At 70.9% G+C, this 24,357-nt stretch carries 25 protein-coding genes; 16 read left to right on the top strand and 9 right to left on the bottom strand.

The window, feature by feature from the left end:
- Nucleotides 1-10 precede the first annotated feature (10 nt).
- The 6 genes from R4Z62_RS07330 (at nucleotide 11) to R4Z62_RS07305 (ending at nucleotide 5,192) form a co-directional block, all read left to right on the top strand.
- The gene (locus tag R4Z62_RS07330; protein WP_355480792.1) at nucleotides 11-1,222 is read left to right on the top strand and encodes a phosphoglycerate kinase; all 1,212 of its coding nucleotides are present in this window, start codon (nucleotides 11-13) and stop codon (nucleotides 1,220-1,222) included.
- Between the two features lie 5 nt (nucleotides 1,223-1,227).
- The gene (gene tpiA / locus R4Z62_RS07325) at nucleotides 1,228-2,004 is read left to right on the top strand and encodes a triose-phosphate isomerase (protein WP_491519372.1); all 777 of its coding nucleotides are present in this window, start codon (nucleotides 1,228-1,230) and stop codon (nucleotides 2,002-2,004) included.
- 107 nt (nucleotides 2,005-2,111) lie between these two features.
- On the top strand, nucleotides 2,112-2,348 hold the full coding sequence (gene secG, locus R4Z62_RS07320) for a preprotein translocase subunit SecG (RefSeq protein ID WP_079158865.1): 237 nt from the start codon (nucleotides 2,112-2,114) through the stop codon (nucleotides 2,346-2,348).
- Nucleotides 2,349-2,557: 209 nt separating this feature from the next.
- Nucleotides 2,558-2,893 carry an RNA polymerase-binding protein RbpA gene (locus R4Z62_RS07315; RefSeq protein ID WP_003957010.1) on the top strand — a complete coding sequence of 112 codons (336 nt, stop codon included), beginning with the start codon at nucleotides 2,558-2,560 and terminating at the stop codon, nucleotides 2,891-2,893.
- Nucleotides 2,894-3,026: 133 nt separating this feature from the next.
- Complete coding sequence (locus R4Z62_RS07310; RefSeq protein ID WP_382846003.1) at nucleotides 3,027-4,295, top strand: MFS transporter; 1,269 nt, start codon at nucleotides 3,027-3,029, stop codon at nucleotides 4,293-4,295.
- Between the two features lie 72 nt (nucleotides 4,296-4,367).
- Complete coding sequence (locus tag R4Z62_RS07305) at nucleotides 4,368-5,192, top strand: hypothetical protein (protein WP_491519371.1); 825 nt, start codon at nucleotides 4,368-4,370, stop codon at nucleotides 5,190-5,192.
- Between the two features lie 78 nt (nucleotides 5,193-5,270).
- Here R4Z62_RS07305 and pgl read toward each other — a convergent pair whose 3' ends face one another.
- The 5 genes from pgl to tkt are packed head-to-tail and all read right to left on the bottom strand — an operon-like array spanning nucleotide 5,271 to nucleotide 11,933.
- Nucleotides 5,271-6,053 (bottom strand): 6-phosphogluconolactonase, encoded by a 783-nt coding sequence (pgl, locus tag R4Z62_RS07300; protein ID WP_018567616.1) that lies wholly within the window; start codon nucleotides 6,051-6,053, stop codon nucleotides 5,271-5,273.
- Nucleotides 6,050-7,153 (bottom strand): glucose-6-phosphate dehydrogenase assembly protein OpcA, encoded by a 1,104-nt coding sequence (gene opcA, locus R4Z62_RS07295; protein ID WP_491519370.1) that lies wholly within the window; start codon nucleotides 7,151-7,153, stop codon nucleotides 6,050-6,052. The genes pgl and opcA overlap by 4 nt, the downstream gene beginning before the upstream one ends.
- A complete protein-coding gene (gene zwf / locus R4Z62_RS07290; RefSeq protein ID WP_064532300.1) occupies nucleotides 7,150-8,688 on the bottom strand; it encodes a glucose-6-phosphate dehydrogenase in 1,539 nt (512 codons plus the stop codon). Before zwf ends, opcA begins: the two co-directional genes overlap by 4 nt.
- A 4-nt stretch (nucleotides 8,689-8,692) precedes the next feature.
- Nucleotides 8,693-9,811, bottom strand: coding sequence for a transaldolase (gene tal / locus R4Z62_RS07285; RefSeq protein WP_064532297.1), 1,119 nt, complete (start codon nucleotides 9,809-9,811; stop codon nucleotides 8,693-8,695).
- A gap of 34 nt (nucleotides 9,812-9,845) precedes the next feature.
- Nucleotides 9,846-11,933 carry a transketolase gene (gene tkt, locus R4Z62_RS07280; RefSeq protein WP_491519369.1) on the bottom strand — a complete coding sequence of 696 codons (2,088 nt, stop codon included), beginning with the start codon at nucleotides 11,931-11,933 and terminating at the stop codon, nucleotides 9,846-9,848.
- Nucleotides 11,934-12,365: 432 nt separating this feature from the next.
- On the opposite strand from tkt, the gene R4Z62_RS07275 reads away from it, so the two are divergent.
- On the top strand, nucleotides 12,366-13,352 hold the full coding sequence (locus R4Z62_RS07275) for a heme o synthase (protein WP_079158864.1): 987 nt from the start codon (nucleotides 12,366-12,368) through the stop codon (nucleotides 13,350-13,352).
- 94 nt (nucleotides 13,353-13,446) lie between these two features.
- A complete protein-coding gene (locus tag R4Z62_RS07270; RefSeq protein ID WP_491519368.1) occupies nucleotides 13,447-13,779 on the top strand; it encodes a hypothetical protein in 333 nt (110 codons plus the stop codon).
- Between the two features lie 106 nt (nucleotides 13,780-13,885).
- Here the strand turns inward: R4Z62_RS07270 and R4Z62_RS07265 are convergent, their stop codons facing one another.
- From R4Z62_RS07265 to R4Z62_RS07250, 4 genes are read right to left on the bottom strand one after another with little or no spacing between them, the layout of a single operon-like run.
- Nucleotides 13,886-14,908 carry a COX15/CtaA family protein gene (locus tag R4Z62_RS07265; protein WP_491519367.1) on the bottom strand — a complete coding sequence of 341 codons (1,023 nt, stop codon included), beginning with the start codon at nucleotides 14,906-14,908 and terminating at the stop codon, nucleotides 13,886-13,888.
- Nucleotides 14,909-14,963: 55 nt separating this feature from the next.
- The gene (locus R4Z62_RS07260; RefSeq protein ID WP_491519366.1) at nucleotides 14,964-15,752 is read right to left on the bottom strand and encodes an ABC transporter permease; all 789 of its coding nucleotides are present in this window, start codon (nucleotides 15,750-15,752) and stop codon (nucleotides 14,964-14,966) included.
- Nucleotides 15,749-16,726 carry an ABC transporter ATP-binding protein gene (locus R4Z62_RS07255; protein WP_237305312.1) on the bottom strand — a complete coding sequence of 326 codons (978 nt, stop codon included), beginning with the start codon at nucleotides 16,724-16,726 and terminating at the stop codon, nucleotides 15,749-15,751. Before R4Z62_RS07255 ends, R4Z62_RS07260 begins: the two co-directional genes overlap by 4 nt.
- Nucleotides 16,727-16,757: 31 nt before the next feature.
- On the bottom strand, nucleotides 16,758-17,570 hold the full coding sequence (locus tag R4Z62_RS07250) for an AAC(3) family N-acetyltransferase (protein WP_064532287.1): 813 nt from the start codon (nucleotides 17,568-17,570) through the stop codon (nucleotides 16,758-16,760).
- Between the two features lie 161 nt (nucleotides 17,571-17,731).
- On the opposite strand from R4Z62_RS07250, the gene R4Z62_RS07245 reads away from it, so the two are divergent.
- From R4Z62_RS07245 to R4Z62_RS07210, 8 genes are all read left to right on the top strand, one after another.
- The gene (locus R4Z62_RS07245; RefSeq protein ID WP_491519365.1) at nucleotides 17,732-18,484 is read left to right on the top strand and encodes a helix-turn-helix transcriptional regulator; all 753 of its coding nucleotides are present in this window, start codon (nucleotides 17,732-17,734) and stop codon (nucleotides 18,482-18,484) included.
- Entirely contained in the window at nucleotides 18,481-19,902 is a 1,422-nt protein-coding gene (sufB, locus tag R4Z62_RS07240) for a Fe-S cluster assembly protein SufB (protein WP_491519364.1), read from the top strand. The genes R4Z62_RS07245 and sufB overlap by 4 nt, the downstream gene beginning before the upstream one ends.
- A gap of 74 nt (nucleotides 19,903-19,976) precedes the next feature.
- Nucleotides 19,977-21,200, top strand: a complete 1,224-nt coding sequence (gene sufD / locus R4Z62_RS07235; RefSeq protein ID WP_389474442.1) for a Fe-S cluster assembly protein SufD — start codon at nucleotides 19,977-19,979, stop codon at nucleotides 21,198-21,200.
- Entirely contained in the window at nucleotides 21,197-21,520 is a 324-nt protein-coding gene (locus tag R4Z62_RS07230) for a non-heme iron oxygenase ferredoxin subunit (protein ID WP_018567630.1), read from the top strand. The genes sufD and R4Z62_RS07230 overlap by 4 nt, the downstream gene beginning before the upstream one ends.
- 7 nt (nucleotides 21,521-21,527) lie before the next feature.
- A complete protein-coding gene (gene sufC, locus R4Z62_RS07225) occupies nucleotides 21,528-22,292 on the top strand; it encodes a Fe-S cluster assembly ATPase SufC (RefSeq protein WP_064532279.1) in 765 nt (254 codons plus the stop codon).
- Nucleotides 22,289-23,545, top strand: a complete 1,257-nt coding sequence (locus tag R4Z62_RS07220) for a cysteine desulfurase (protein ID WP_064532277.1) — start codon at nucleotides 22,289-22,291, stop codon at nucleotides 23,543-23,545. The genes sufC and R4Z62_RS07220 overlap by 4 nt, the downstream gene beginning before the upstream one ends.
- An 11-nt stretch (nucleotides 23,546-23,556) precedes the next feature.
- Nucleotides 23,557-24,024 carry a Fe-S cluster assembly sulfur transfer protein SufU gene (gene sufU, locus R4Z62_RS07215; RefSeq protein ID WP_064532275.1) on the top strand — a complete coding sequence of 156 codons (468 nt, stop codon included), beginning with the start codon at nucleotides 23,557-23,559 and terminating at the stop codon, nucleotides 24,022-24,024.
- The gene (locus R4Z62_RS07210) at nucleotides 24,021-24,353 is read left to right on the top strand and encodes a metal-sulfur cluster assembly factor (RefSeq protein WP_009187969.1); all 333 of its coding nucleotides are present in this window, start codon (nucleotides 24,021-24,023) and stop codon (nucleotides 24,351-24,353) included. The genes sufU and R4Z62_RS07210 overlap by 4 nt, the downstream gene beginning before the upstream one ends.
- Nucleotides 24,354-24,357: the final 4 nt, after the last annotated feature.

Here is a 24,357-nt window from a genome sequence, read left to right as displayed (position 1 = left end):
TCCCATTTCCATGAAGACGATCGACGAACTCCTCACCGAAGGCGTGGACGGCAAGCGGGTCTTCGTCCGCGCCGACCTCAACGTGCCGCTGGCCGACGGTGTCATCACCGACGACGGCCGCATCCGCGCCGTGCTGCCCACCGTCAAGGCACTCGCCGGCGCCGGCGCCAAGGTGATCGTGGCCTCCCACCTGGGCCGCCCCAAGGGCGCCCCGGACCCCGCCTTCTCGCTGCTGCCCGCCGCCGAACGGCTCGGTGAACTCCTCGGCGCCCCCGTGGCCTTCGCCCAGGACACCGTCGGCCCCGCCGCGCACGCCGCCGTCGACGGCCTTGAGCCCGGCCAGGTCGCGGTCGTCGAGAACCTGCGCTTCAACCCGGGTGAGACGTCCAAGGACGACGCCGAGCGCGGCGGGTTCGCCGACGCCCTCGCCGCCCTCGCCGACGTCTACGTCGGCGACGGCTTCGGCGCGGTGCACCGCAAGCACGCCTCCGTCTACGACCTGCCGGCCCGGCTGCCGCACTACGCCGGCTACCTCATCGCCACCGAGGTCGGTGTCCTGAGGAAGCTCACCGAGGACGTCAAGCGGCCCTACGTCGTCGCCCTCGGCGGCGCGAAGGTCTCCGACAAGCTCGCCGTCATCGACCAGCTCCTCGGCAAGGCCGACCGGCTGCTCATCGGCGGCGGCATGGCCTACACCTTCCTCAAGGCGCAGGGCCACGAGATCGGCAAGTCGCTCCTCCAGGAGGACCAGATCCCGGCCGTCCGGGAGTACCTGGAGCGCGCCGAGAAGACCGGCGTCGAGCTGGTGCTGCCGGTGGACACGCTGGTCGCGCCCGACTTCCCGGACCTGAAGACCAAGGCCCCGGCCCACCCCACCGCCGTCGCGGCGGACGCCATCCCGGCCGACCAGGAGGGCCTGGACATCGGCCCGCGCACCCGGGAGCTGTACGCCTCCAAGCTCGCCGACGCCGCCACCGTCTTCTGGAACGGCCCGATGGGCGTCTTCGAGCACCCCGACTTCGCCGAGGGCACCAAGGCGGTCGCCCAGGCTCTCGTCGACTCCGACGGCTTCACCGTGGTCGGTGGCGGCGACTCCGCCGCCGCCGTCCGTACGCTCGGTTTCGACGAGAACGCATTCGGCCACATCTCGACCGGTGGCGGCGCCTCCCTCGAATACCTCGAGGGCAAGACGCTCCCCGGCCTCGCAGCACTGGAGGACTGACCTCAATGACCACCCGCACGCCGCTGATGGCGGGCAACTGGAAGATGAACCTCAACCACCTCGAGGCCATCGCGCACGTCCAGAAGCTCGCCTTCGCCCTGGCCGACAAGGACTACGACGCCGTAGAGGTCGCCGTCCTGCCGCCCTTCACCGACCTGCGCTCGGTGCAGACCCTGGTCGACGGCGACAAGCTCAAGATCAAGTACGGCGCCCAGGACATCTCGCAGCACGACTCGGGCGCCTACACCGGCGAGATCTCGGGCCCGATGCTGGCCAAGCTCAAGTGCACCTACGTGGTGATCGGCCACTCCGAGCGCCGCCGGTACCACAACGAGACCGACGAGCTGGTCAACGCCAAGGTCAAGGCCGCCTACAAGCACGGCCTGACCCCGATCCTGTGCGTCGGCGAGGAGCTGGACGTCCGCGAGGCGGGCAACCACGTCTCCCACACCCTCGCCCAGGTCGAGGGCGGCCTCAAGGACCTCCCGGCCGAGCAGGCCGAGTCCGTCGTGATCGCCTACGAGCCCGTCTGGGCCATCGGCACCGGCAAGGTCTGCGGCGCCGAGGACGCCCAGGAGGTCTGCGCCGCGATCCGCGCCAAGGTCGCCGAGCTGTACTCCCAGGACCTCGCCGACAAGGTCCGCATCCAGTACGGCGGCTCGGTCAAGTCGGGCAACGTCGCCGAGATCATGGGCCAGGCCGACATCGACGGCGCCCTGGTCGGCGGCGCCTCGCTGGACGCCGACGAGTTCGTCAAGATCATCAGGTTCCGCGAGCAGTGAACCGGACGTGAGTAGGCGGTAGCGGCGATACGTCGTACCCTTGCGGGGGCACAGCCGAGGTGCTGTGCCCCTGTCGTCCATCCGAATCCGAGGAAGTTGGTCCAGCCGTGGTTTTGGGGTTCTCGATCACCCTGATCGTCTTCAGCCTGCTGCTGATGCTGCTGGTGCTGATGCACAAGGGGAAGGGCGGCGGCCTCTCCGACATGTTCGGCGGCGGCATGCAGTCGTCCGTCGGCGGCTCCTCCGTCGCCGAGCGCAACCTGGACCGCATCACCGTGGTGGTCGGCGTGCTCTGGTTCGCGTGCATCATCGTCCTCGGCCTCCTGATGAAGTCCAACAGCTGACGAGCCGGCGGACACCGCACATTCCGCACGTAAAGCCCCATGGTCGGTACGCGCCCCACAGCGCGGCCTATCATGGGGCTTGCGTCTGTGTACGGGGGACGGTAACTCCCCTCACTGGACGCGCGTTGGGCCTTACGTAGACTGAGGCGCTCGCGGCGAAGCGGTACGCCGACTCGCTTCGCGGCACCATCACGCAGGGAGTTACGACCGTGGCAAGTGGCAACGCGATCCGGGGAAGCCGGGTCGGGGCGGGGCCGATGGGCGAGGCCGAGCGCGGCGAGTCCGCGCCGCGCCTGCGCATCTCCTTCTGGTGCTCCAACGGACACGAGACACAGCCCAGTTTCGCCAGCGACGCACAGGTCCCCGACACCTGGGACTGCCCGCGCTGCGGCTTCCCGGCCGGACAGGACCGGGACAATCCGCCGGACCCGCCGCGCACCGAGCCGTACAAGACGCACCTGGCGTACGTACGGGAGCGGCGCAGCGACGCGGACGGCGAGGCGATCCTCGCCGAGGCGCTCGCCAAACTCCGGGGCGAGATCTAGCATCTGACGTCCCGTCGGGTACGGCTCGGCGCCCGGGACGACGCCGGCCCCATCCGGGCGGCAGTCCGCCGCCGGCCGATTGTCAGTGGTGCCCTCTACGGTTTGTGCATCAGCGAATCGTGAGGGGGCGGCGATGACGACGGTCGACGCGGCACAGGCCGTGGCACAGCCCGCGTGGCGCGGGGCGTTCGGACGGCTGTGGAGCGCCGCCGTGCTGTCCAGTTTCGGTGACGCGCTGCGCACGGCCGCCCTGCCCCTGCTCGCCGCCTCACTGACCGATGACCCCCTGCTCATCGCCTCGGTCACCGCCTGCGGCTATCTGCCCTGGATCGTCTTCGGACTGCTCGGCGGAGCCGTCGCCGACCGGGTGGACCAGCGCCGCGCGATGGGAGCGGTGGACGCGGTACGCGCGCTGCTGGTCGGTGCCTTCGCGGTGGCCGTCGCCCTCGGGCACGCCTCGATCGGGCTGCTCATCGCCCTGGCCTTCGCGCTGACCACGCTCCAGACCCTCTTCGACAACGCGGCGACGGCCCTGCTGCCCGCCCTGGTGGACCGCGAGGCGCTCGGCAGCGCCAACACCCGGCTGATGACGGGGCAGCGCGTCGCCGGCGGCCTCCTGGGCGGTCCGGTGGTGCCCGTCCTGATCGCGGCCGGGGCCGCCGTCCCCTTCGCGGCCGACGCCGTCACCTTCCTGCTGGCCGCCGCGCTGGTCGCCTCGCTGCGCACCGCGGCGCCCCGGCGCCCGCCGAGACCGGCGGGCAGCACCCTGCGCCGGGAGATCGCCGAAGGACTGCGTGTGCTGCGCCGGGACCGCGCGCTGCGCGCCCTGTGCACCGCCACCGCCCTGTGCAATGTGGGCATGGGCGCCCTCATCGCGACCCTGGTCGTCCTGGTGACCGGCTGGCTGCACACCGGACCCGGCGGCTACGCGGCGGCGACCACCGCCTACACCGTGGGCAGCCTGGCCGGGGGAGCGGTCAACCGGCCGCTGGTGGCCCGGCTCGGCCGGCCCCGGGCCGTGCTGCTGGCCGGTCTGACGCAGATCGCCGCGCTCCTCGTCATCGGTACGGTGCGCGACCTGGCCGCCCTGGCGGCCGCGATGGCCGTCTTCGGCCTCATGGGCATGGTGTGGAACGTCAACACCACCACGCTGATGCAGCAGCGCACCCCCGGCGGGCTGCTGGGCCGGGTCAGCGCCGCCTTCCGGACCCTCGCGGTCGCCGGGGCACCGCTGGGCGCCCTGCTCGGCGGCGCCGTCGCCGCCGCGTGGGGTCCGAACACCCCGGCGCTGCTCGCGGCCGCGTTCTTCGCGCTGTCCGTCTGCGCGCTGACACCCGTGCGCACACAGCCCGAAGTCGGAACCGGAGAAGGGCAGGTGACGTCTCATCAGTCCACCGGATGAGCCGATGGGGGCGCGGTGAGGGTGCCGTACACTCCTGACGATCATCAGAGCCGTCACTCGGGGGAGTTCGACATGGCTGGTGCACCACAGGGCTGGCTGAGCGGGGAACTGTCGGCGCGGTCGCTGCTGCGGCCCAGGGAGGCCGCGCGGGCGGTGTTCCACCCGGCCTGGATCCCGCCCGCACTCGATCCGGACGTGGAGAAGCTCAAACGCGTGCGGATCATCGCCGGGACGGTCGCGGCCGTCGGCGTCTACACCTTCGTGCAGGGCGGCTTCGCCTTCGACGAGATGCTGGAGAACATGCTGACGGCCTCCGTCGTCCTGCTGTTCGTCACCCCGCTCACCGTGGGAGCGATGCTGTACCGCTGGCGCCGCACCGGGCCGGTGCGGGAGCTGAGGCAACCGCTGCTGCGGTCGATGCAGTTGCTGCTGGCGTTCGTCGGGACCATCGTCGGCACGGTCGTGCTGTGGAAGCTGGCGGCGGGCAGCGGGCTGCTCGTGCTGCTGCTCGGGTTCGCCGCCCTGTGGCTCACCGTCTTCGTCGGCTACGGCGCCTACCTGGTCTCGGGGAACTTCTTCGGCACCGCGGTCGTGCACCGCTGCCTGCCGCCGCTGCTCGCCACGGTGACGAGCTGGCTGATGGCCCTGCCCGACCTGGCCACCGGCGATCTGCACGGGCTCAGCCTCACCCTGGGCGTCCTGTTCGTCCTCGGCGCGCCGGTCACCGTGACCGGCATATCCCTGCTGGAGATGGGCCGCCTGCGCAGCCGCCACGGCATCCGCCTGGACACCCATCCCGCCGTCCGGCCCCGCCCGGTCCCGCCGAGGCCGGCCGCACCCCCGCCGTACATCCCGCCCCAGCCCCCGCACGCACCGCGGAACCCGTACGGCCGCTGACCGCGACGCACGGACGGGGGCGGCGCGGGCACGACGCCCGCACCACCCCCGTCGGGTGTTCGAGTCTCCGGTGACCGGTCAGGCCGACGCCGGTGGATACAGCGACCTGGGCAACTGCGCAGCGGCCGCCGTGTCCAGCAGCCACAGCGTGCGGGCCCGGCCGTGGGCGCCCGCCGCCGGGGCCTGCACCTCGCCCGCCCCGGACAGCGCCATCGCCACCGCGTTCGCCTTGTCCTCGCCCGCCGCGAGCAGCCACACCTCGCGGGCCGAGCGGATCGCGGGCAGCGTCAGCGAGATCCGGGTGGGCGGCGGCTTCGGCGAGCCGTGCACACCGACGACCGTGCGCTCCGTCTCCCGCACCCCCGGATGCTCGGGGAACAGGGACGCCACATGCGTGTCCGGGCCGACGCCCAGCATCAGCACGTCGAAGGCCGGCACCGCGCCGTGGTTCTCCGGCCCCGCCGCCCGCGCCAGCTCCTCGGCGTAGGCGTCGGCCGCCGCCTCGACGTCCGTGCCGTACGGGCCGTCCGACGCGGGCATGATGTGCACGCGCTTCGGGTCCAGCGGTACGGAGTCCAGCAGCGCCTGCCGGGCCTGGGTGATGTTGCGCTCGGGGTCGCCCTCGGGCAGGAACCGCTCGTCGCCCCACCACAGGTCGAGGCGCGTCCAGTCGACGGCGTCCCGGGCGGGTGCCGCCGCCAGCGCGGCCAGCACGCCGTTGCCGTTGCGCCCGCCGGTCAGCACCACGGACGCCGAACCCGTCGACGCCTGCGCGTCCACGATCTTCGTGATCAGCCGGGCCGCGGCGGCCTGCGCCATCAGCTCCTTGTCACGGTGGACGACCAGCTGCGGAGTGCTCACTTCGCCGCCGCCTTCCGGGTCGGGGACTTCCTCGCGGTCTTCGCGGCGGCGCGCCGCGCGGGCGCCTTCGCCGTGTCCTCCTCGGCGGTGGCCACCGCGACCGGGCCCTCTTCGGCCTCTGCTCCCTCGGCCTCCGCTCCCTCGGCCCGCGCCCGCTCGTCGGCCGTCGCCTCGCCGCCGTTCAGCCGCTCGACGCCGAAACGCAGCGCCGAGGCATAGGTGTCGTCCGGGTCGAGGCGTCGCAGCTCCTCCGCTATCAGCTCGGCCGTGTCGCGCCGCTTCAGCGCGACCGCCCGCTCCGGCTGGCCCTGGATGGCCAGCGTGGCCAGCCGGCCGTCGGCCCGGTCCAGCCGGATCGGACCGCAGCTCGTGTCCATCCGGACCCCGGTCAGCCCGGGACCGGCCGACGGCGAACGCTTCACCGGCACGTCCAGCCGGTCCGCCAGCCACATCGCCAGCAGCTCACAGCTCGGGTTGGACTCCTCGCCCTCCACCTCGACCGACCGGACCTCGCAGGTCACCTGGTCCAGCGCGGCGGCCAGCATGGAGCGCCAGGGCGTGATCCGGGTCCACGCGAGATCCGTGTCGCCCGGGGTGTACGCGGCGGCCCGCGCGGTCAGTTCCCGCACCGGCCGCTCGCAGGCGTAGGTGTCGGTGACCCGGCGCTGCGCCAGCGCGCCCAGCGGGTCCTCGGCCGGGGCCGGCGGGCCGTTCACCGGCCACCACACGACGACCGGCGCGTCCGGCAGCAGCAGCGGCAGCACCACCGACTGGGCGTGGTCGCAGACCTCGCCGTACAGCCGCAGTACGACCGTCTCGCCCGCACCCGCCTCCGCGCCGAGGCGCACCTCGGCGTCCAGCCGCGAGGACGTGCGGTCGCGCAGGGTGCGCGAGACCCGCCGGATGACGACCAGGGTCCGCGAGGGGTGCTCGCGGGAGGCGTCACCGGCGGCCTTGAGCGCGTCGTAGGCGTTCTCCTCGTCGGTGACGATGACGAGGGTCAGCACCATGCCCACGGCAGGGGTGCCGATCGCGCGGCGGCCCCGCACGAGCGCCTTGTTGATCTTCCCGGCGTTGGTGTCGGTCAGGTCGATCTTCATGGCCTGCGCCAGCTCCGTCCGTCTCGTGCGAGCATCTCGTCGGCCTCGGCCGGCCCCCATGTCCCGGACGCGTACTGCGCGGGCCTGCCGTGGCTGTCCCAGTACCGCTCGATCGGGTCGAGGATCTTCCAGGACAGCTCGACCTCCTCGGTGCGCGGGAAGAGGTTGGAGTCGCCCAGCAGCACGTCCAGGATCAGCCGCTCGTACGCCTCCGGGCTGGACTCGGTGAAGGACTCGCCGTAGGCGAAGTCCATCGAGACGTCCCGGATCTCCATCGACGTGCCCGGCACCTTGGAACCGAACCGCACGGTCACGCCCTCGTCGGGCTGCACCCGGATGACGACCGCGTTCTGGCCCAGCTCCTCGGTCGCCGTGGTGTCGAAGGGGGAGTGCGGGGCCCGCTGGAAGACCACCGCGATCTCGGTGACCCGGCGGCCCAGCCGCTTGCCGGTGCGCAGATAGAAGGGGACGCCCGCCCAGCGGCGGTTGTCGATGCCCAGCTTCACGGCCGCGTAGGTGTCGGTCTTGGACTTCGGGTCGATGCCGTCCTCTTCGAGGTACCCGATGACCTTCTCGCCGCCCTGCCAGCCGGCCGCGTACTGGCCGCGCACGGCGGAGGCGCCGAGGTCCCTGGGCAGCCGGACGGCGCCGAGCACCTTCTCCTTCTCCGCCGCCAGCGCGTCCGCGTCGAAGGAGGACGGCTCCTCCATCGCGGTGAGCGCCATCAGCTGGAGCAGGTGGTTCTGAATGACGTCGCGGGCGGCGCCGATGCCGTCGTAGTACCCGGCCCGGCCGCCGATGCCGATGTCCTCGGCCATGGTGATCTGCACATGGTCCACGAAGGACCGGTTCCAGATCGGTTCGAACATGGTGTTGGCGAAGCGGAGCGCCAGGATGTTCTGGACGGTCTCCTTGCCCAGGTAGTGGTCGATGCGGAAGACCTGGTCCGGGGCGAAGACCTCGTGGACGACCTTGTTCAGCTCCTCGGCCGACTCCAGGTCGTGGCCGAACGGCTTCTCGATGACCGCGCGCCGCCAGGAGCCGCCCGTCTGGTCGGCCAGCTGGTGCTTCTTGAGCTGCTGGATGACGACCGGGAACGACTTCGGCGGGACGGACAGGTAGAAGGCGAAGTTGCCGCCCGTGCCCTGTGCCTTGTCCAGCTCGTCGATCGTGGCGCGCAGCCGCTCGAACGCCTCGTCGTCGTCGAAGGTGCCCTGGACGAAGCGCATGCCCTGGCTGAGCTGCTGCCAGACCTCCTCGCGGAAGGGGGTGCGCGCGTGTTCCTTGACGGCGTCGTGCACCACCTGCGCGAAGTCCTCGTGCTCCCAGTCGCGCCGGGCGAAGCCGACGAGCGAGAAGCCCGGCGGCAGCAGACCCCGGTTGGCGAGGTCGTACACGGCGGGCATCAGCTTCTTGCGGGACAGGTCGCCCGTGACGCCGAAGATGACCAGGCCCGACGGCCCCGCGATACGCGGGAGCCGTCGGTCGGCGGGGTCACGGAGCGGGTTCGCTCCGCTGCCGGAAAGAGACGACAAGGCGTCAGCCCTCCGCGGGGGCGAGGCGCTCCAGCTCCGCCTCGGTCGACTTCAGCAGGTCGTTCCAGGAGGACTCGAACTTCTCGACGCCCTCGACCTCCAGAACCCGGACGACGTCGTCGTAGGAGATCCCGATCTTCTCCAGGGCGTCCAGGTCGGCGCGGGCCTGCGCGTAGGTGCCGCGGACCGCGTCGCCGCGGATCTCGCCGTGGTCCTCGGTGGACTCCAGGGTGGCCTCCGGCATGGTGTTCACCGTGTTCGGCGCCACCAGCTCCTCGACGTACATGGTGTCCTTGTACGCCTTGTCCTTCACTCCGGTGGAGGCCCACAGCGGGCGCTGCTTGTTGGCGCCCGCGTTCTCCAGCGCGCTCCAGCGGTCGGACGAGAAGACCTCCTCGTACGCCTGGTAGGCGAGGCGCGCATTGGCCACGCCGGCCTTGCCGCGCAGTGCCTTGGCCTCGTCGGTGCCCTGTTCGTCGATGCGCCGGTCGATCTCGGTGTCGACGCGGGAGACGAAGAAGGACGCCACCGAGTGGATCTTCGAAAGGTCCAGGCCGCGCTCCTTGGCCTTCTCCAGGCCGGTCAGGAAGGCGTCCATGACCTTGCGGTAGCGCTCCAGCGAGAAGATCAGCGTGACGTTGACGCTGATGCCGTTGCCGATGGTCTCGGCGATCGCCGGCAGCCCCGCCTCGGTGGCCGGGATCTTGATGAGCGTGTTGGGGCGGTCCACCAGCCAGGCCAGTTGGCGGGCCTCGGCGACCGTCGCCTTGGTGTTGTGGGCGAGACGCGGGTCGACCTCGATGGAGACCCGGCCGTCCTGGCCGTCGGTGGCGTCGAAGACCGGGCGCAGGATGTCGGCGGCGTCGCGGACGTCCGCCGTGGTGATCATGCGGATGGCCTCTTCGACGGTGACCCGGCGGGCCGCGAGGTCGGAGAGCTGCTGGTCGTAGCCGTCGCCCTGCGAGATCGCCTTCTGGAAGATCGTCGGGTTGGTGGTGACGCCCACGACGTGCTGCTGGTCGATCAGCTCGGCGAGGTTGCCGGACGTGATCCGCTTGCGCGACAGGTCGTCCAGCCAGATCGCGACGCCTTCATCGGAGAGGCGCTTGAGTGCGTCTGTCATGGAAATTGCATCTCCTACGTGTCGTATATGAGCGTCAGCGCTGGGCGGCGGCGAGGGATTCCCGGGCCTTGGCGACCACGTTCTCGGCGGTGAAACCGAATTCGCGGAACAGCACCTTGGCGTCGGCGGAGGCACCGAAGTGCTCCAGGGAGACGATGCGTCCGGCGTCGCCGACGTACTTGTACCAGGACAACGCGACACCGGCCTCGACCGCGACGCGCGCCCGCACGGCCGGGGGCAGCACGCTCTCCCGGTACCCCTGGTCCTGCTCCTCGAACCACTCGACGCACGGCATGGACACCACGCGCGTGGGAACGCCGTCGGCCTGGAGCCGCTCGCGCGCCTCGACGGCGAGCTGCACCTCGGAACCGGTGGCGATCAGGATGACCTCGGGCTCGCCGCCCTCGGCGTCGAACAGCACGTAGCCGCCCTTGGCCGCGTCGTCGTCCGGCTCGTACGTCGGCACGCCCTGGCGGGTGAGCGCGAGGCCGTGCGGGGCGCCCTTGCCGTACTCCTTGGTCCAGCGGCGCTGGATCTCGGCCCAGGCGATGGCGGTCTCGTTGGCGTCGGCCGGGCGGACGATGTTCAGTCCGGGGATGGCGCGCAGCGAGGCGAGGTGTTCGACGGGCTGGTGGGTGGGGCCGTCCTCGCCGAGGCCGATGGAGTCGTGCGTCCACACGTACGTCACCGGCTGGTGCATCAGGGCGGACAGGCGCACGGCGTTGCGCATGTAGTCGGAGAAGACCAGGAAGGTGCCGCCGTACACGCGCGTGTTGCCGTGCAGCGTGATGCCGTTCAGCTCGGCGCCCATCGAGTGCTCGCGGATGCCGAAGTGGATGGTGCGGCCGTAGGGGTCCGCCTCCGGGAGCGGGTTGCCCGCGGGGAGGAAGGAGGACGTCTTGTCGATGGTGGTGTTGTTGGAGCCGGCCAGGTCGGCGGAGCCGCCCCACAGCTCGGGCAGCACCTCGCCGAGCGCCTGGAGCACCCTGCCGGAGGCGGCGCGGGTCGCCACGCTCTTGCCCGCCTCGAAGACCGGGATCTTCTCGGCCCAGCCGGCGGGCAGCTCGGCGGCGGCGATCCGGTCGAACTCGGCGGCCCGCTCGGTGTTGGCCGCGCGCCACGCCTGGAAGGACTTCTCCCACTCCTCGCGCGCCTGCCGGCCGCGCTCCAGCGCCTGCCGGGTGTGGCCGATGACCTCGTCGGAGACGTCGAAGTGCTTGTCCGGGTCGAAGCCGAGGACGCGCTTGGTGGCCGCGACCTCGTCCTCGCCCAGCGCCGAGCCGTGCGCGGCCTCGGTGTTCTGGGCGTGCGGGGCGGGCCAGGCGATGATGGAGCGCATCGCGATGAACGACGGCCGGTCGGTGACCGCCTTGGCCGCCTGGATCGCGGCGTAGATCGCCTGCGGGTCCAGGTCGCCGTCCTCCTTGGCCGCCACGCGCTGCACGTGCCAGCCGTAGGCCTCGTACCGCTTGACGGTGTCCTCGGAGACGGCGGTCTCGGTGTCGCCCTCGATCGAGATGTGGTTGTCGTCCCACAGCAGGATCAGGTTGCCGAGCTTCTGGTGGCCGGCCATCGAGGACGCCTCGGCCGAGATGCCCTCCTGGAGGCAGCCGTCACCGGCGACGCAGTAGACGAAGTGGTCGAAGGGCGACTCGCCCTGCGGGGCCTCGGGGTCGAAGAGGCCGCGCTCGTAGCGGGCGGCCATCGCCATGCCCACCGCGTTGGCCACACCCTGCCCGAGCGGGCCGGTGGTGGTCTCCACCCCGGCGGTGTGCCCGTACTCGGGGTGGCCCGGGGTCTTGGAGCCCCAGGTGCGGAAGGACTCCAGGTCCGCCAGCTCCAGGCCGAAGCCGGCCAGGTAGAGCTGGGTGTAGAGCGTCAGGGAGGAGTGGCCGGCGGACAGCACGAAGCGGTCGCGCCCCACCCACTGCGGATCGGCCGGGTCGTGCCGCATCACCTTCTGGAAGAGGGTGTACGCGGCGGGAGCCAGACTCATGGCCGTACCGGGATGGCCGTTTCCGACCTTCTGTACGGCATCGGCGGCCAGGACGCGCGCGGTGTCCACCGCGCGCTGGTCCAACTCGGTCCACTCGAGGTCTGTGGTGGTCGGCTTGGTGCTCACCCTGGGTCAGGGCTCCTCTCCACATGTCGGATGCCGGTGCGTGTGTCCACGCACGGGCTGCCGGCGTTCTCGGCGTCGGCCGGCCGTTGTTGAGCCTACCCCCGTAAAGACGTGCGTTTTTTCGAGTCATTCAAGACTGACGGGACTACGGGAAATCCGCCTCTCGGCCAACCGGGAGTGAATTCGGCACCTGAATAGGGGACCGCTCATCCGATCGCTCGATCGAGCCCGGCCGCGCCCGTTCGAAGGGGAGTCCGGCGGGGGAGCCGACCGGGCGGTGAGACCCTGGCCGGACGGCCGCCGGGCGGGCGCGGCCAACACGACCCCACCCCCGCGAATGTCCGGGTCTGGGCAACGTCTACAGTGGCGTGGTACGCGCGAGCCTTTACCCTGCGTTCATGGGGCGGGGCTCGCTGGGAGTCTCTGTCAGGGGTGTGCGTGACGGCCGTCGAATCCCGTCCTGGGGGTCCCTCCCAGGCCCTCAAGGCCCGGGGCGAGGGACTACTCGGTGCAGGCCAGAGCCCGAGCCACCGGCCGTTCGGGGCCCGGGTCAAGGCGTTCGTGGCACTGACCAAGCCGCGGATCATCGAGCTGCTGCTGATCACCACCGTGCCGGTGATGTTCCTGGCACAGCAGGGTGTGCCCAGCCTCAGGCTGGTGCTGCTCACCTGTGTCGGCGGTTATCTGTCCGCGGGCGGCGCCAACGCGCTGAACATGTACATCGACCGCGACATCGACGCGCTGATGGACCGCACCTCGCAGCGTCCGCTGGTCACCGGAATGGTCAGCCCGCGGGAATGCCTCGCCTTCGGCATCGGCCTGGCGGTCGTCTCCACACTGCTGTTCGGATTCACCGTCAACTGGCTGTCGGCCTGGCTGTCGCTCGGCGCGCTCCTCTTCTACGTCGTCGTCTACACGATGATCCTCAAACGGCGTACGTCGCAGAACATCGTGTGGGGCGGCATCGCCGGCTGCCTGCCGGTGCTCATCGGCTGGTCGTCCGTCACGAACTCCATGTCGTGGGCGCCGGTCATCCTCTTCCTCGTGATGTTCTTCTGGACGCCGCCGCACTACTGGCCGCTGTCCATGAAGGTCAAGGAGGACTACGCGCGCGTGGGCGTGCCGATGCTCCCGGTCATCGCCTCCAACAAGGTGGTCGCCCGGCAGATCGTGATCTACAGCTGGGTGATGGTCCTCGTCTCGCTGCTGCTGACCCCGCTGGGCTACACCGGCTGGTTCTACACCGTGGTCGCCCTGCTGTCCGGCGGCTTCTGGCTGTGGGAGGCGCACGGGCTCCAGAACCGCGCCAAGGCCGAGGTGACCGGCACGAAGCTCAAGGAGATGCGGCTGTTCCACTGGTCGATCACCTATGTGTCGATCCTGTTCGTCGCGGTGGCGGTGGACCCCTTCCTGCACTGACCCGCAGCACCCGCACGGTACGGGCGGGGTGCGTGGCCAAGGCCACGCACCCCGCCCGTCGCCGTTGTGTCTACCCGTCGGTAGCATCCTGGCCATGGCAGACACGCAGCAGGTTGACCCCAGGGCCGAGCGCAAGGCGGCCCGCCTCGCCCACCGGATCGGCTCCTTCTCCAAGGCGCACGGCGGCGCCGAGGGGCAGGTCGCGTACATCGGCGAGCGCGGTGCCCGGATCGTCCTCGTCGGCGAGGACGGCGCCTGGGGCGACATCGTGGCCCCCACCTGGGCCATCGCCGAGCAGGCCGTGCGGAAGGCGGGGATCACCGTCCACGAGTCCTTCGACGGCGAGTTCGCCGCCAAGGTGAGGACGGGCCCGTACGAGTGGACGCGCATGGCGGGCATCCAGCTCGGCGGCCCCGCCAACCGCTGACCGGGGCGCACGGAACGCGGTCGGCCGGTGCGCCGGCGGGGAACCTGGACCAGGTCCCTCGCCGGCGCACCGGCCGGCGTGTGCGCGGGGCCGCGCGGGTGGGGTGCTACGCCTTCGTCAGCGCGACGGGCTCGTCGGCGGTGTCCGGCAGCGCGCCGTCCGCCCCGTCCGCCGCCCCGGACCGCTCCCGCAGGGACAGCAGGACCCGCAGCACGCCGATCCACATCACACAGGACCCCAGCATGTGCGCGGCCACCAGCACCTCGGGCAGATGCGTGAAGTACTGGACATAGCCGATGACGCCCTGGGACAGCAGGATCAGGAACAGGTCCCGGGTGCGGTTCAGGGGGCCCCTGGGGGCGTCGACGGCCTTGAGGACGAACCACAGGGCGAACGTCAGCGTGACCACGATCCAGGCCAGCACCGCGTGCGCCTTGGCGACGGTCTCCCAGTCGAGCGGGATGCGCTCCACCTCGGCGGAGTCGCCCGCGTGCGGACCGGCGCCGGTCACGACGGTGCCCACCGCGATCAGCAGCACGCTCGCCGCGACCAGCACCCACACCAGCTGCTGCACGGCCTTGCCGACCAGCGGACGCGGCGCCCCGTCGCCCTCGCGGGTGCGCTGCCACATCACCGTGGCGACCGCGATCAGCGCCGTGGAGAGCAGGAAGTGCGCCGCGACGGTGTACGGGTTCAGGCCGACCAGGACGACGATGCCGCCGAGCACCGCGTTGCCCATGACGACCCAGAACTGCACCCAGCCCAGCCGGGTCAGCCCGCGCCGCCACGGCTTCTGCGAGCGGGCGGCGATGATCGCCCAGCCGACCGCGGCGCACAGCACGTACGTCAGCATGCGGTTGCCGAACTCGATCACGCCGTGGAAGCCCATCGCGCGGGTCGTGGTCAGCGAGTCGTCGGTGCAGGTCGGCCAGGTCGGGCAGCCAAGGCCCGAGCCGGTCAGCCGGACGGCGCCCCCGGTGACGACGATGACGACCGCCATGACGAGCGCGGCGAGGGCCGCCCGCTGGACGGTCCTGGGCTGCGGGGTCCAGCGTTCGGCGATGAAGGCGAGCGGGTTGCGCACGGCGGCAACGGCGTCGTCGCGGGTCAGGTTCGGCACGCGTTCCATCGTAGGCCGCCGCTTGTGCACACTTTCACGAGGGTCCATGGGGTGTCTTCGCCGCCTATTCCCAGCGGAAGAACTTCGCGGCGGCGGCCAGCCCCGCCACCGCCCACACGGCGAGGATCCCGAGGTCGCCCCAGGGCATGCCCGCGCCGTGCTGGAGGACGTCGCGCAGCCCGTCGGAGAGCGCCGAGACCGGCAGCAGGGCCAGGACGTCCTGGACGCCGGAGGGGAACTTGTCCAGCGGCACGATCACCCCGCCGCCGACGAGCAGCAGCAGGAAGACCAGGTTGGCGGCGGCCAGGGTCGCCTCGGCCCTCAGCGTCCCGGCCATCAGCAGGCCCAGCCCGCTGAAGGCCGCCGTGCCGAGGACCAGCAGCACCAGCACGACGAGCGGGTTGCCGTGCGGGGACCAGCCGAGAGCGAAGGCGATCACGGTCAGCAGGATCACCTGGAGCACCTCGGTGACCAGCACCGACGCCGTCTTGGCGGTCATCAGCCCCCAGCGCGGCAGCGGTGACGACGCCAGCCGCTTGAGCACGCCGTAGCGGCGCTCGAAGCCGGTGGCGATGGCCTGCCCGGTGAACGCCGTCGACACCACCGCGAGCGCCAGCACCCCCGGCGCGAGGAAGTCCACGGACCTGCCCGCCCCGGTGTCCACGATGTCCACCGAGCCGAACAGCACCAGCAGCAGCGCGGGGATGACCACCGTCAGCAGCAGCTGCTCGCCGTTGCGCAGCAGCATCCTCGTCTCCAGCGCCGCCTGCGCCGCGATCATGCGGGGCAGCGGGGCGGCGCCGGGGCGCGGCACGTAGGTGCCGGGGGAGCCGGTGGCGGAGGTGGTGGTCATGAGCGCAGCTCCTTGCCCGTCAGTTCGAGAAAGACGTCCTCCAGCGTGTGCCGTTCGACGGAGATCCGGTCCGGCATCACCCCGTGCTGCGCGCACCAGGACGTCACCGTGGCGAGCAGTTGCGGGTCGACCTCGCCGACCACCCGGTAGGCGCCGGGCGTCAGCTCGGCCGCGGAGGACTCGGGCGGCAGGGCCTTGAGCAGGGAGGCGACGTCCAGTCCGGGGCGGCCGCTGAAGCGCAGGGTGTTCTCCGCGCCGCCGCGGCACAGCTCCTCGGGGGAGCCCTGGGCGATGACCCGGCCGGCGTCGATGATCGCGACGTCGTCGGCGAGCTGCTCGGCCTCGTCCATGTGGTGCGTGGTGAGGATCACGGAGACCCCGTCGGTGCGCAGGTCGCGGACCAGGTCCCAGGTGGCGCGGCGGGCCTGCGGGTCGAGTCCGGCGGTGGGCTCGTCCAGGAAGACCAGCTCGGGCCGGCCGACCACGGCCATGGCCAGCGCCAGCCGCTGCTGCTGGCCGCCGGAGAGCCTGCGGTAGCCGGTCCGGCCGCAGCTTCCGAGGCCCAGCCGTTCGATCAGGGCGTCCACGTCCAGCGGATGCGCGTGCAGCTTCGCGACGTGGCGCAGCATCTCGTCGGCCCGCGCCCCCGAGTACACGCCGCCGGACTGGAGCATCACCCCGATCCGGGGGCGCAGCCCGGCGGACTGGGTGACCGGGTCGAGGCCCAGGACGCGCACCGTGCCCGAGTCCGGCCTCCGGTACCCCTCGCAGGTCTCGACCGTGGTCGTCTTGCCGGCGCCGTTGGGGCCGAGCACGGCGGTCACGCCCGGCCCGGCCACCAGGTCGAGGCCGTCCACCGCGGTCTTCGTGCCGTACCGCTTGACCAGGGACCGGATCTCGACGACCGGCTGCGGCGCGAAGCGTCTCGCCGGGGGACGGTGGTCGGGAGACGGGCGGGCGGGCTCACTTCGCATGGGTCCAGAGTCTAGGGACGCGCCGGACCTCTCAGGTGCCCGGGTGCGTGATGTCCTCCTCACGGGGACGGTGCAGCGCGAGCCAGCGCTCGGCGTACGCGACCGCGTCGGCCAGCGGGAACAGCCGGGCCGCGGCGGCGCCCACGGTGCCGCGGACGACCGGCCGGTCCCGTTCGAAGTCGTGTCCGAGGTCACCGAAGCACCCGGAGTCGATCGAGACCTCGGTCACCGTCTCCCAGCCGTGCGGTCCGGGCCTGCCCACGCGCACGCGGGGCGAGGGGACGCGGTACTCGGCGAGGTGGAAGCAGGTGCAGGTGTCGTAGCCGGTGCCGAGCAGCAGCACGCGCGCGCCGAGCGCCTCCAGGCGGGCGAGCGGGCTGCGCTCGCCCAGCCGGCAGTCGGCGGCGTGCCCGTCGGTGATGTCCCGCGCGCGCGGGCCGATCGCGGCGAACGACGTCTGGGGGTGGGCGCTGCGCAGGGCGCCCGGCCAGGTGCGGACGGTCTCGGGGACGACGCCGACCCCGAGCGTGGGGGTGGTGGCGGGGTCGTAGCCGGGCATGGCGGCGCGGATGGTGTCCCACCACGCCTCGGGCACCGGGGGCCGCGACCACAGGGCCGGGTCGGACAGGTCGCCGCTCTGGGCGGGGACGACGAGGGTGCCGTCCGGGCCGAGCGCGTCGAGCAGCCCCCGGACGACGGCGACCTGGCTTCCGCAGACCCAGCCGAGGGACTTCATCGAGGAGTGTGTCAACAGGGTCTCGCCGGGCCGGACGCCGAGTGCGCGCAGGTCCTCGGCGAGGGTGTCGCGGGTCACAAGTGGGCCGGTCGGAGGGGGTGTGGGCATGGTCAGGGAGTGTGGCGCACCGCGTGTGCCGACGCCACCCGTTTGATCGATCACCGACCGTTTCCGCAGGTCGGATTAGGTATGCCTAAGTGACGCAGGGCACCGTCGGCCCGCCCCGGCGGCGCTTGTCAGTCCCCGATGAATTACGCAACAATGGCGTTGTGAAAAACGTCGGCGAGGCTCGGGCGACCCCCACGGGGGCCCGGCAGGAGGAACTGGCGACCGGGGAGCGCTCCACGCGCAACCGGGTCGCGCGGTCCATCCTGGACCACGGTCCCTCGACCGTCGCCGAGCTGGCCGGACGGCTGGGCCTCACCCAGGCGGCCGTACGCCGTCACCTGGACGCGCTGGTCGCCGACGACGTCGTGGAGGCCCGCGAGCGGCGGGTGTACGGCGCGCGGACGCGCGGGCGGCCCGCCAAGGTCTTCGCGCTCACCGACTGCGGCCGGGACGCCTTCGACCAGTCGTACGACAAGCTCGCCGCGGACGCGATGCGCTGGATCGCCGAGCGGGAGGGCGGCCCGGAGGCGGTGGCCGCCTTCGCACGGGCCCGCTTCGCCGCGCAGGCACGCGCGTACCGCAAGGCGATCGAGGGGGCCGGTCCCGATCAGCGCGCCCAGGCGCTGGCCAAGGCGCTGAGCCTGGACGGGTACGCTGCCACCGCACGCGGCGCGCCCCTCCCGCAGCAGGGCGAGCAGCTCTGCCAGCACCACTGCCCGGTCGCCCATGTCGCGGAACAGTTCCCGCAGCTGTGCGAGGCGGAGACGGAGATCTTCGCCGAGCTGCTGGGTACCCATGTCCAGCGACTGGCGACCATCGCCCACGGCGACGGCGTCTGCACGACGTTCATCCCCAGGATTTCCCAGACAAGCGACCCCGCATCCACCAGCACGGCCGGGAGGAACCCCGCATGACTCTCCCCACGGAGACTGCCCACCCCGAACTCGAGGGCCTGGGCAACTACGAATACGGCTGGGCCGACTCCGACGAGGCCGGTGCCTCCGCCCGGCGCGGTCTGAACGAGGACGTCGTCAAGGACATCTCCACGAAGAAGTCCGAGCCGGAGTGGATGACCAAGCTCCGCCTCAAGGGCCTGAGGCTCTTCGAGAAGAAGCCCATGCCGAACTGGGGCTCGGACCTGTCGGGGATCGACTTCGACAACATCAAGTACTTCGTGCGCTCCACGGAGAAGCAGGCGGAGTCCTGGGAGGACCTGCCCGAGGACATCAGGAACACCTACGACAAGCTGGGCATCCCGGAGGCCGAGAAGCAGCGCCTGGTCGCCGGTGTGGCCGCCCAGTACGAGTCGGAGGTCGTCTACCACCAGATCCGTGAGGACCTGGAGGAGCAGGGCGTCATCTTCCTGGACACGGACACGGCCCTCAAGGAGCACCCGGAGCTCTTCAAGGAGTACTTCGGGACCGTCATCCCCGTCGGCGACAACAAGTTCGCGTCGCTGAACAGCGCGGTGTGGTCCGGCGGCTCCTTCATCTACGTCCCGCCGGGCGTCCACGTGGAGATCCCGCTCCAGGCCTACTTCCGTATCAACACGGAGAACATGGGCCAGTTCGAGCGGACCCTGATCATCGTCGACGAGGGTGCCTACGTGCACTACGTCGAGGGCTGCACCGCCCCGATCTACAAGAGCGATTCCCTGCACAGCGCGGTCGTCGAGATCATCGTCAAGAAGAACGCCCGCTGCCGCTACACGACCATCCAGAACTGGTCGAACAACGTCTACAACCTGGTCACCAAGCGCGCCGTCGCCTACGAGGGCGCGACCATGGAGTGGATCGACGGCAACATCGGCTCCAAGGTGACGATGAAGTACCCGGCCGTCTACCTGATGGGCGAGCACGCCAAGGGCGAGACCCTGTCCATCGCCTTCGCGGGCGAGGGCCAGCACCAGGACGCCGGTTCCAAGATGGTCCACATGGCGCCCAACACCTCCTCCAACATCGTCTCCAAGTCGGTGGCGCGCGGCGGCGGCCGCACCTCGTACCGCGGCCTGGTCGAGATCGGCGAGGGCGCCGCGGGCTCCAAGTCCAACGTGCTGTGCGACGCGCTGCTCGTCGACACCATCTCCCGCTCCGACACCTACCCCTACGTGGACGTCCGCGAGGACGACGTGTCCATGGGCCACGAGGCGACCGTCTCCAAGGTCTCCGAGGACCAGCTCTTCTACCTGATGAGCCGCGGTCTGACCGAGTTCGAGGCGATGGCGATGATCGTGCGCGGCTTCGTCGAGCCGATCGCCAAGGAGCTCCCCATGGAGTACGCGCTGGAGCTGAACCGGCTGATCGAGCTGCAGATGGAAGGCGCGGTCGGCTGACCCCGTGCCGGGCAGCGACCAGCCAGCGAACCAGCCAGCGAACACCGACGTAGGAAGAGAGCAGACCGACAGCCATGGCTGAGGCTCAGAACTCCCCCCAGTCCGCGACCCCGCTCGGACAGGGGGCACCCCCACCCGTGGGCTCCACCACCGCGGGCCAGATCGCGGTCGCCGCGGAGTCGACCGTCGCCACGCGCATGAGCGCGCCGCCGTCCTTCGACGTGGCGGACTTCCCGGTCCCGCACGGCCGCGAGGAGGAGTGGCGGTTCACCCCGCTGGAGCGGCTGCGCGGCCTGCACGACGGCACCGCGACCGCCACCGGCGGCGGCGTGAAGGTGGACGTCCAGGCGCCCGAGGGCGTGAGCGTGGAGAGCGTCGGCCGTGACGACGCGCGGCTCCGCAGGGCCGGCACGCCGGTCGACCGGGTCGCCGCGCAGGCGTACTCCGCCTTCGAGACGGCCTCGGTGGTGAGCGTCCCCAAGGAGACCGTCCTCACCGAGCCCATCCGCATCGCGGTGCACGGCGAGGGCGGGGTCGCCTACGGCCACCAGGTCATCGAACTGGGGGCCTTCGCCGAGGCCGTCGTCGTCATCGACCACACCGGTGACGCGGTGCTCGCCGCCAACGTCGACTACCTGCTGGGCGACGGCGCCAAGCTCACCGTCGTCTCCGTCCAGGACTGGGACGACAAGGCCGTCCACGTGGGCCAGCACAACGCGCTGATCGGCCGGGACGCCTCCCTCAAGTCGGTCGTCGTCACCTTCGGCGGCGATGTCGTCCGGCTGCACCCGCGCGTGACGTACGCCGCCCCCGGCGGCGAGGCCGAGCTGCTCGGCCTGTACTTCACCGACGCGGGCCAGCACCAGGAGCACCGGCTCTTCGTCGACCACGACGCCCCGCACTGCAAGTCCAACGTGGTCTACAAGGGCGCGCTCCAGGGCGAGCAGGCGCACGCGGTGTGGATCGGCGACGTGCTCATCGAGGCCAGCGCCGAGGGCACCGACACCTACGAGATGAACCGCAACCTGGTGCTGACCGACGGCGCCCGGGTCGACTCCGTGCCGAACCTGGAGATCGAGACCGGCGAGATCGTCGGCGCCGGTCACGCCTCCGCCACCGGCCGCTTCGACGACGAGCAGCTCTTCTACCTGATGGCCCGCGGCATCCCGGAGCACGAGGCCCGCCGCCTGGTGGTCCGCGGCTTCTTCGCCGAACTGGTCCAGCAGATCGGTGTCAAGGACATCGAGGAGCGCCTGCTCGCCCGGATCGAGGAGGAGCTGGAGGCGTCGGTCGCATGAGCGGCACCTTCGTACGCGTCTGCGGGCTGAGCGAGCTGGAGGAGGACACCCCCAAGCGGGTGGAACTCGACGGCACGCCCATCTCCGTGGTGCACACCGAGGGCGAGGTGTTCGCCATCAACGACATCTGCTCGCACGCGAACGTCTCGCTGTCCGAGGGCGAGGTCGACGACTGCCACATCGAGTGCTGGCTGCACGGCTCGCGCTTCGACCTGCGCTCGGGCAAGCCCGACAGTCTTCCGGCGACGCGTCCCGTCCCCGTATACCCCGTAAAGATCGAAGGGGACGACGTGCTCGTCTCCCTCTCCCAGGAGTCCTGAGGCACCCATGGCAACGCTTGAAATCCGAGACCTGCACGTCACCGTCGAGGCCGACAACGCCACGAAGGAGATCCTCAAGGGCGTCGACCTCACCGTGAAGCAGGGCGAGACGCACGCCATCATGGGCCCCAACGGCTCGGGCAAGTCGACCCTCGCCTACTCGCTCGCGGGTCACCCGAAGTACACGATCACCGGCGGCACCGTCACCCTCGACGGCGAGGACGTCCTGGAGATGTCCGTCGACGAGCGCGCCCGCGCCGGCCTGTTCCTGGCGATGCAGTACCCGGTCGAGGTCCCCGGCGTCTCGGTCTCCAACTTCCTGCGCACCTCCGCCACCGCGATCCGCGGCGAGGCCCCCAAGCTGCGCACCTGGGTGAAGGAGGTCAAGGAGACCATGGAGCGGCTCCACATGGACCCCTCCTTCGCCGAGCGCAACGTCAACGAGGGCTTCTCCGGCGGTGAGAAGAAGCGCCACGAGATCCTCCAGCTCGAACTGCTCAAGCCGAAGGTCGCGATCCTCGACGAGACGGACTCCGGCCTGGACGTCGACGCGCTGCGGATCGTCTCCGAGGGTGTGAACCGCGTCCGCGAGACCGGCGAGGTCGGCACCCTGCTGATCACGCACTACACGCGCATCCTGCGCTACATCAAGCCCGACTACGTCCATGTCTTCTCGGCTGGCCGCATCGTCGAGTCCGGCGGCGCCGAACTCGCCGACAAGCTGGAGAACGAGGGCTACGAGGCATACGTGAAGGGTGGCGCATCCGCGTGACACAGCTGCCGGGCCTCCTCGACACCGAGGCGATCCGCAAGGACTTCCCCGTCCTGGACCGACTCGTCCACGACGGCAAGAAGCTCGTGTACCTGGACAACGCGGCGACCTCCCAGACCCCGCGCCAGGTGCTCGACGTGCTGTCCGAGTACTACGAACAGCACAACGCCAACGTGCACCGCGGGGTGCACGTGCTCGCCGAGGAGGCCACGGCGCTGTACGAGGGCGCCCGCGACAAGGTCGCGGCGTTCGTCAACGCGCCCAGCCGCGACGAGGTGATCTTCACCAAGAACGCCTCGGAATCGCTCAACCTCGTGGCGAACATGCTCGGCTGGGCCGACGAGCCCTACCGGGTGGACCACGACACCGAGATCGTCATCACGGAGATGGAGCACCACTCCAACATCGTGCCCTGGCAGCTGCTGGCGCAGCGCACGGGCGCGAAGCTGAAGTGGTTCGGCCTGACCGACGACGGCCGCCTGGACCTGTCGAACATCGACGAGGTCATCACCGAGAAGACGAAGATCGTCTCCTTCGTGCTGGTCTCCAACATCCTCGGCACCCACAACCCGGTCGAGGCCATAGTGCGCCGCGCCCAGGAGGTCGGCGCCCTGGTCTGCATCGACGCCTCCCAGGCCGCCCCGCACATGCCGCTGGACGTGCAGGCGCTCCAGGCCGACTTCGTGGCCTTCACCGGCCACAAGATGTGCGGTCCGACCGGCATCGGCGTGCTCTGGGGCCGCCAGGAGCTGCTGGAGGACCTGCCTCCGTTCCTCGGCGGCGGCGAGATGATCGAGACGGTGTCGATGCACTCCTCGACCTACGCCCCCGCCCCGCACAAGTTCGAGGCGGGCACCCCGCCGATCTCCCAGGCGATCGGCCTGGGCGCGGCGATCGACTACCTGAACTCGATCGGCATGGACAAGGTCCTCGCCCATGAGCAGGCGCTCACCGAGTACGCGGTGAAGCGGCTGGCGGAGGTTCCCGACCTGCGGATCATCGGCCCCACCACGGCCGAGGACCGCGGCGCCGCGATCTCCTTCACGCTCGGCGACATCCACCCGCACGACGTGGGCCAGGTCCTCGACGAGCAGGGCATCGCGGTCCGGGTCGGCCACCACTGCGCCCGGCCGGTCTGCCTGCGCTACGGAATTCCCGCGACCACGCGGGCGTCGTTCTATCTGTACTCCACGCCGGCCGAGATCGACGCGCTGGTCGACGGCCTGGAGCACGTACGGAACTTCTTCGGATGAGGGGCTGAGGCGTGAAGCTGGACTCCATGTACCAGGACGTCATCCTGGACCACTACAAGCACCCGCACGGGCGGGGCTTGCGGGACGGTGACGCCGAGGTGCACCACGTCAACCCGACGTGCGGCGACGAGATCACCCTCCGTGTCAAGTACGACGGCACCACGATCGAGGACGTCTCCTACGAGGGCCAGGGCTGCTCCATCAGCCAGGCCTCGGCCTCGGTGCTGAACGACCTGCTGGTCGGCAAGGAACTCGCCGAGGCGCAGAAGATCCAGGAGACCTTCCTGGAGCTGATGCAGTCCAAGGGGAAGATCGAGCCCGACGACGCGATGGAGGAGGTCCTGGAGGACGCGGTCGCGTTCGCCGGGGTGTCCAAGTATCCGGCCCGGGTCAAGTGCGCCCTGCTGAGCTGGATGGCCTGGAAGGACGCGACGGCCCAGGCGCTGGACGGCGCCGACGCCGAAAGGAAGACCGCATGAGCGAGACCGTGGAGATGAAGCCGGCCTCGGAGGAGGAGCTCCGCGAGGCCCTGATGGACGTCGTCGACCCCGAACTGGGCATCGATGTCGTCAACCTGGGACTCATCTACGGCATCCACGTCGACGACGCCAACATCGCGACCGTCGACATGACCCTGACGTCGGCGGCCTGCCCGCTCACCGACGTCATCGAGGACCAGGCCAAGTCCGCCACGGACGGCCTCGTCAACGAGCTGCGCATCAACTGGGTCTGGATGCCCCCGTGGGGCCCGGACAAGATCACGGACGACGGCCGCGAGCAGCTCCGGGCGCTCGGGTTCAACGTCTGAGACG

This window comes from Streptomyces sp. PL-25 (genome assembly GCF_058344915.1).
The sequence above is the reverse complement of the archived record's forward strand: the minus strand, read 5'-3'. Positions and strand labels throughout refer to the sequence as shown.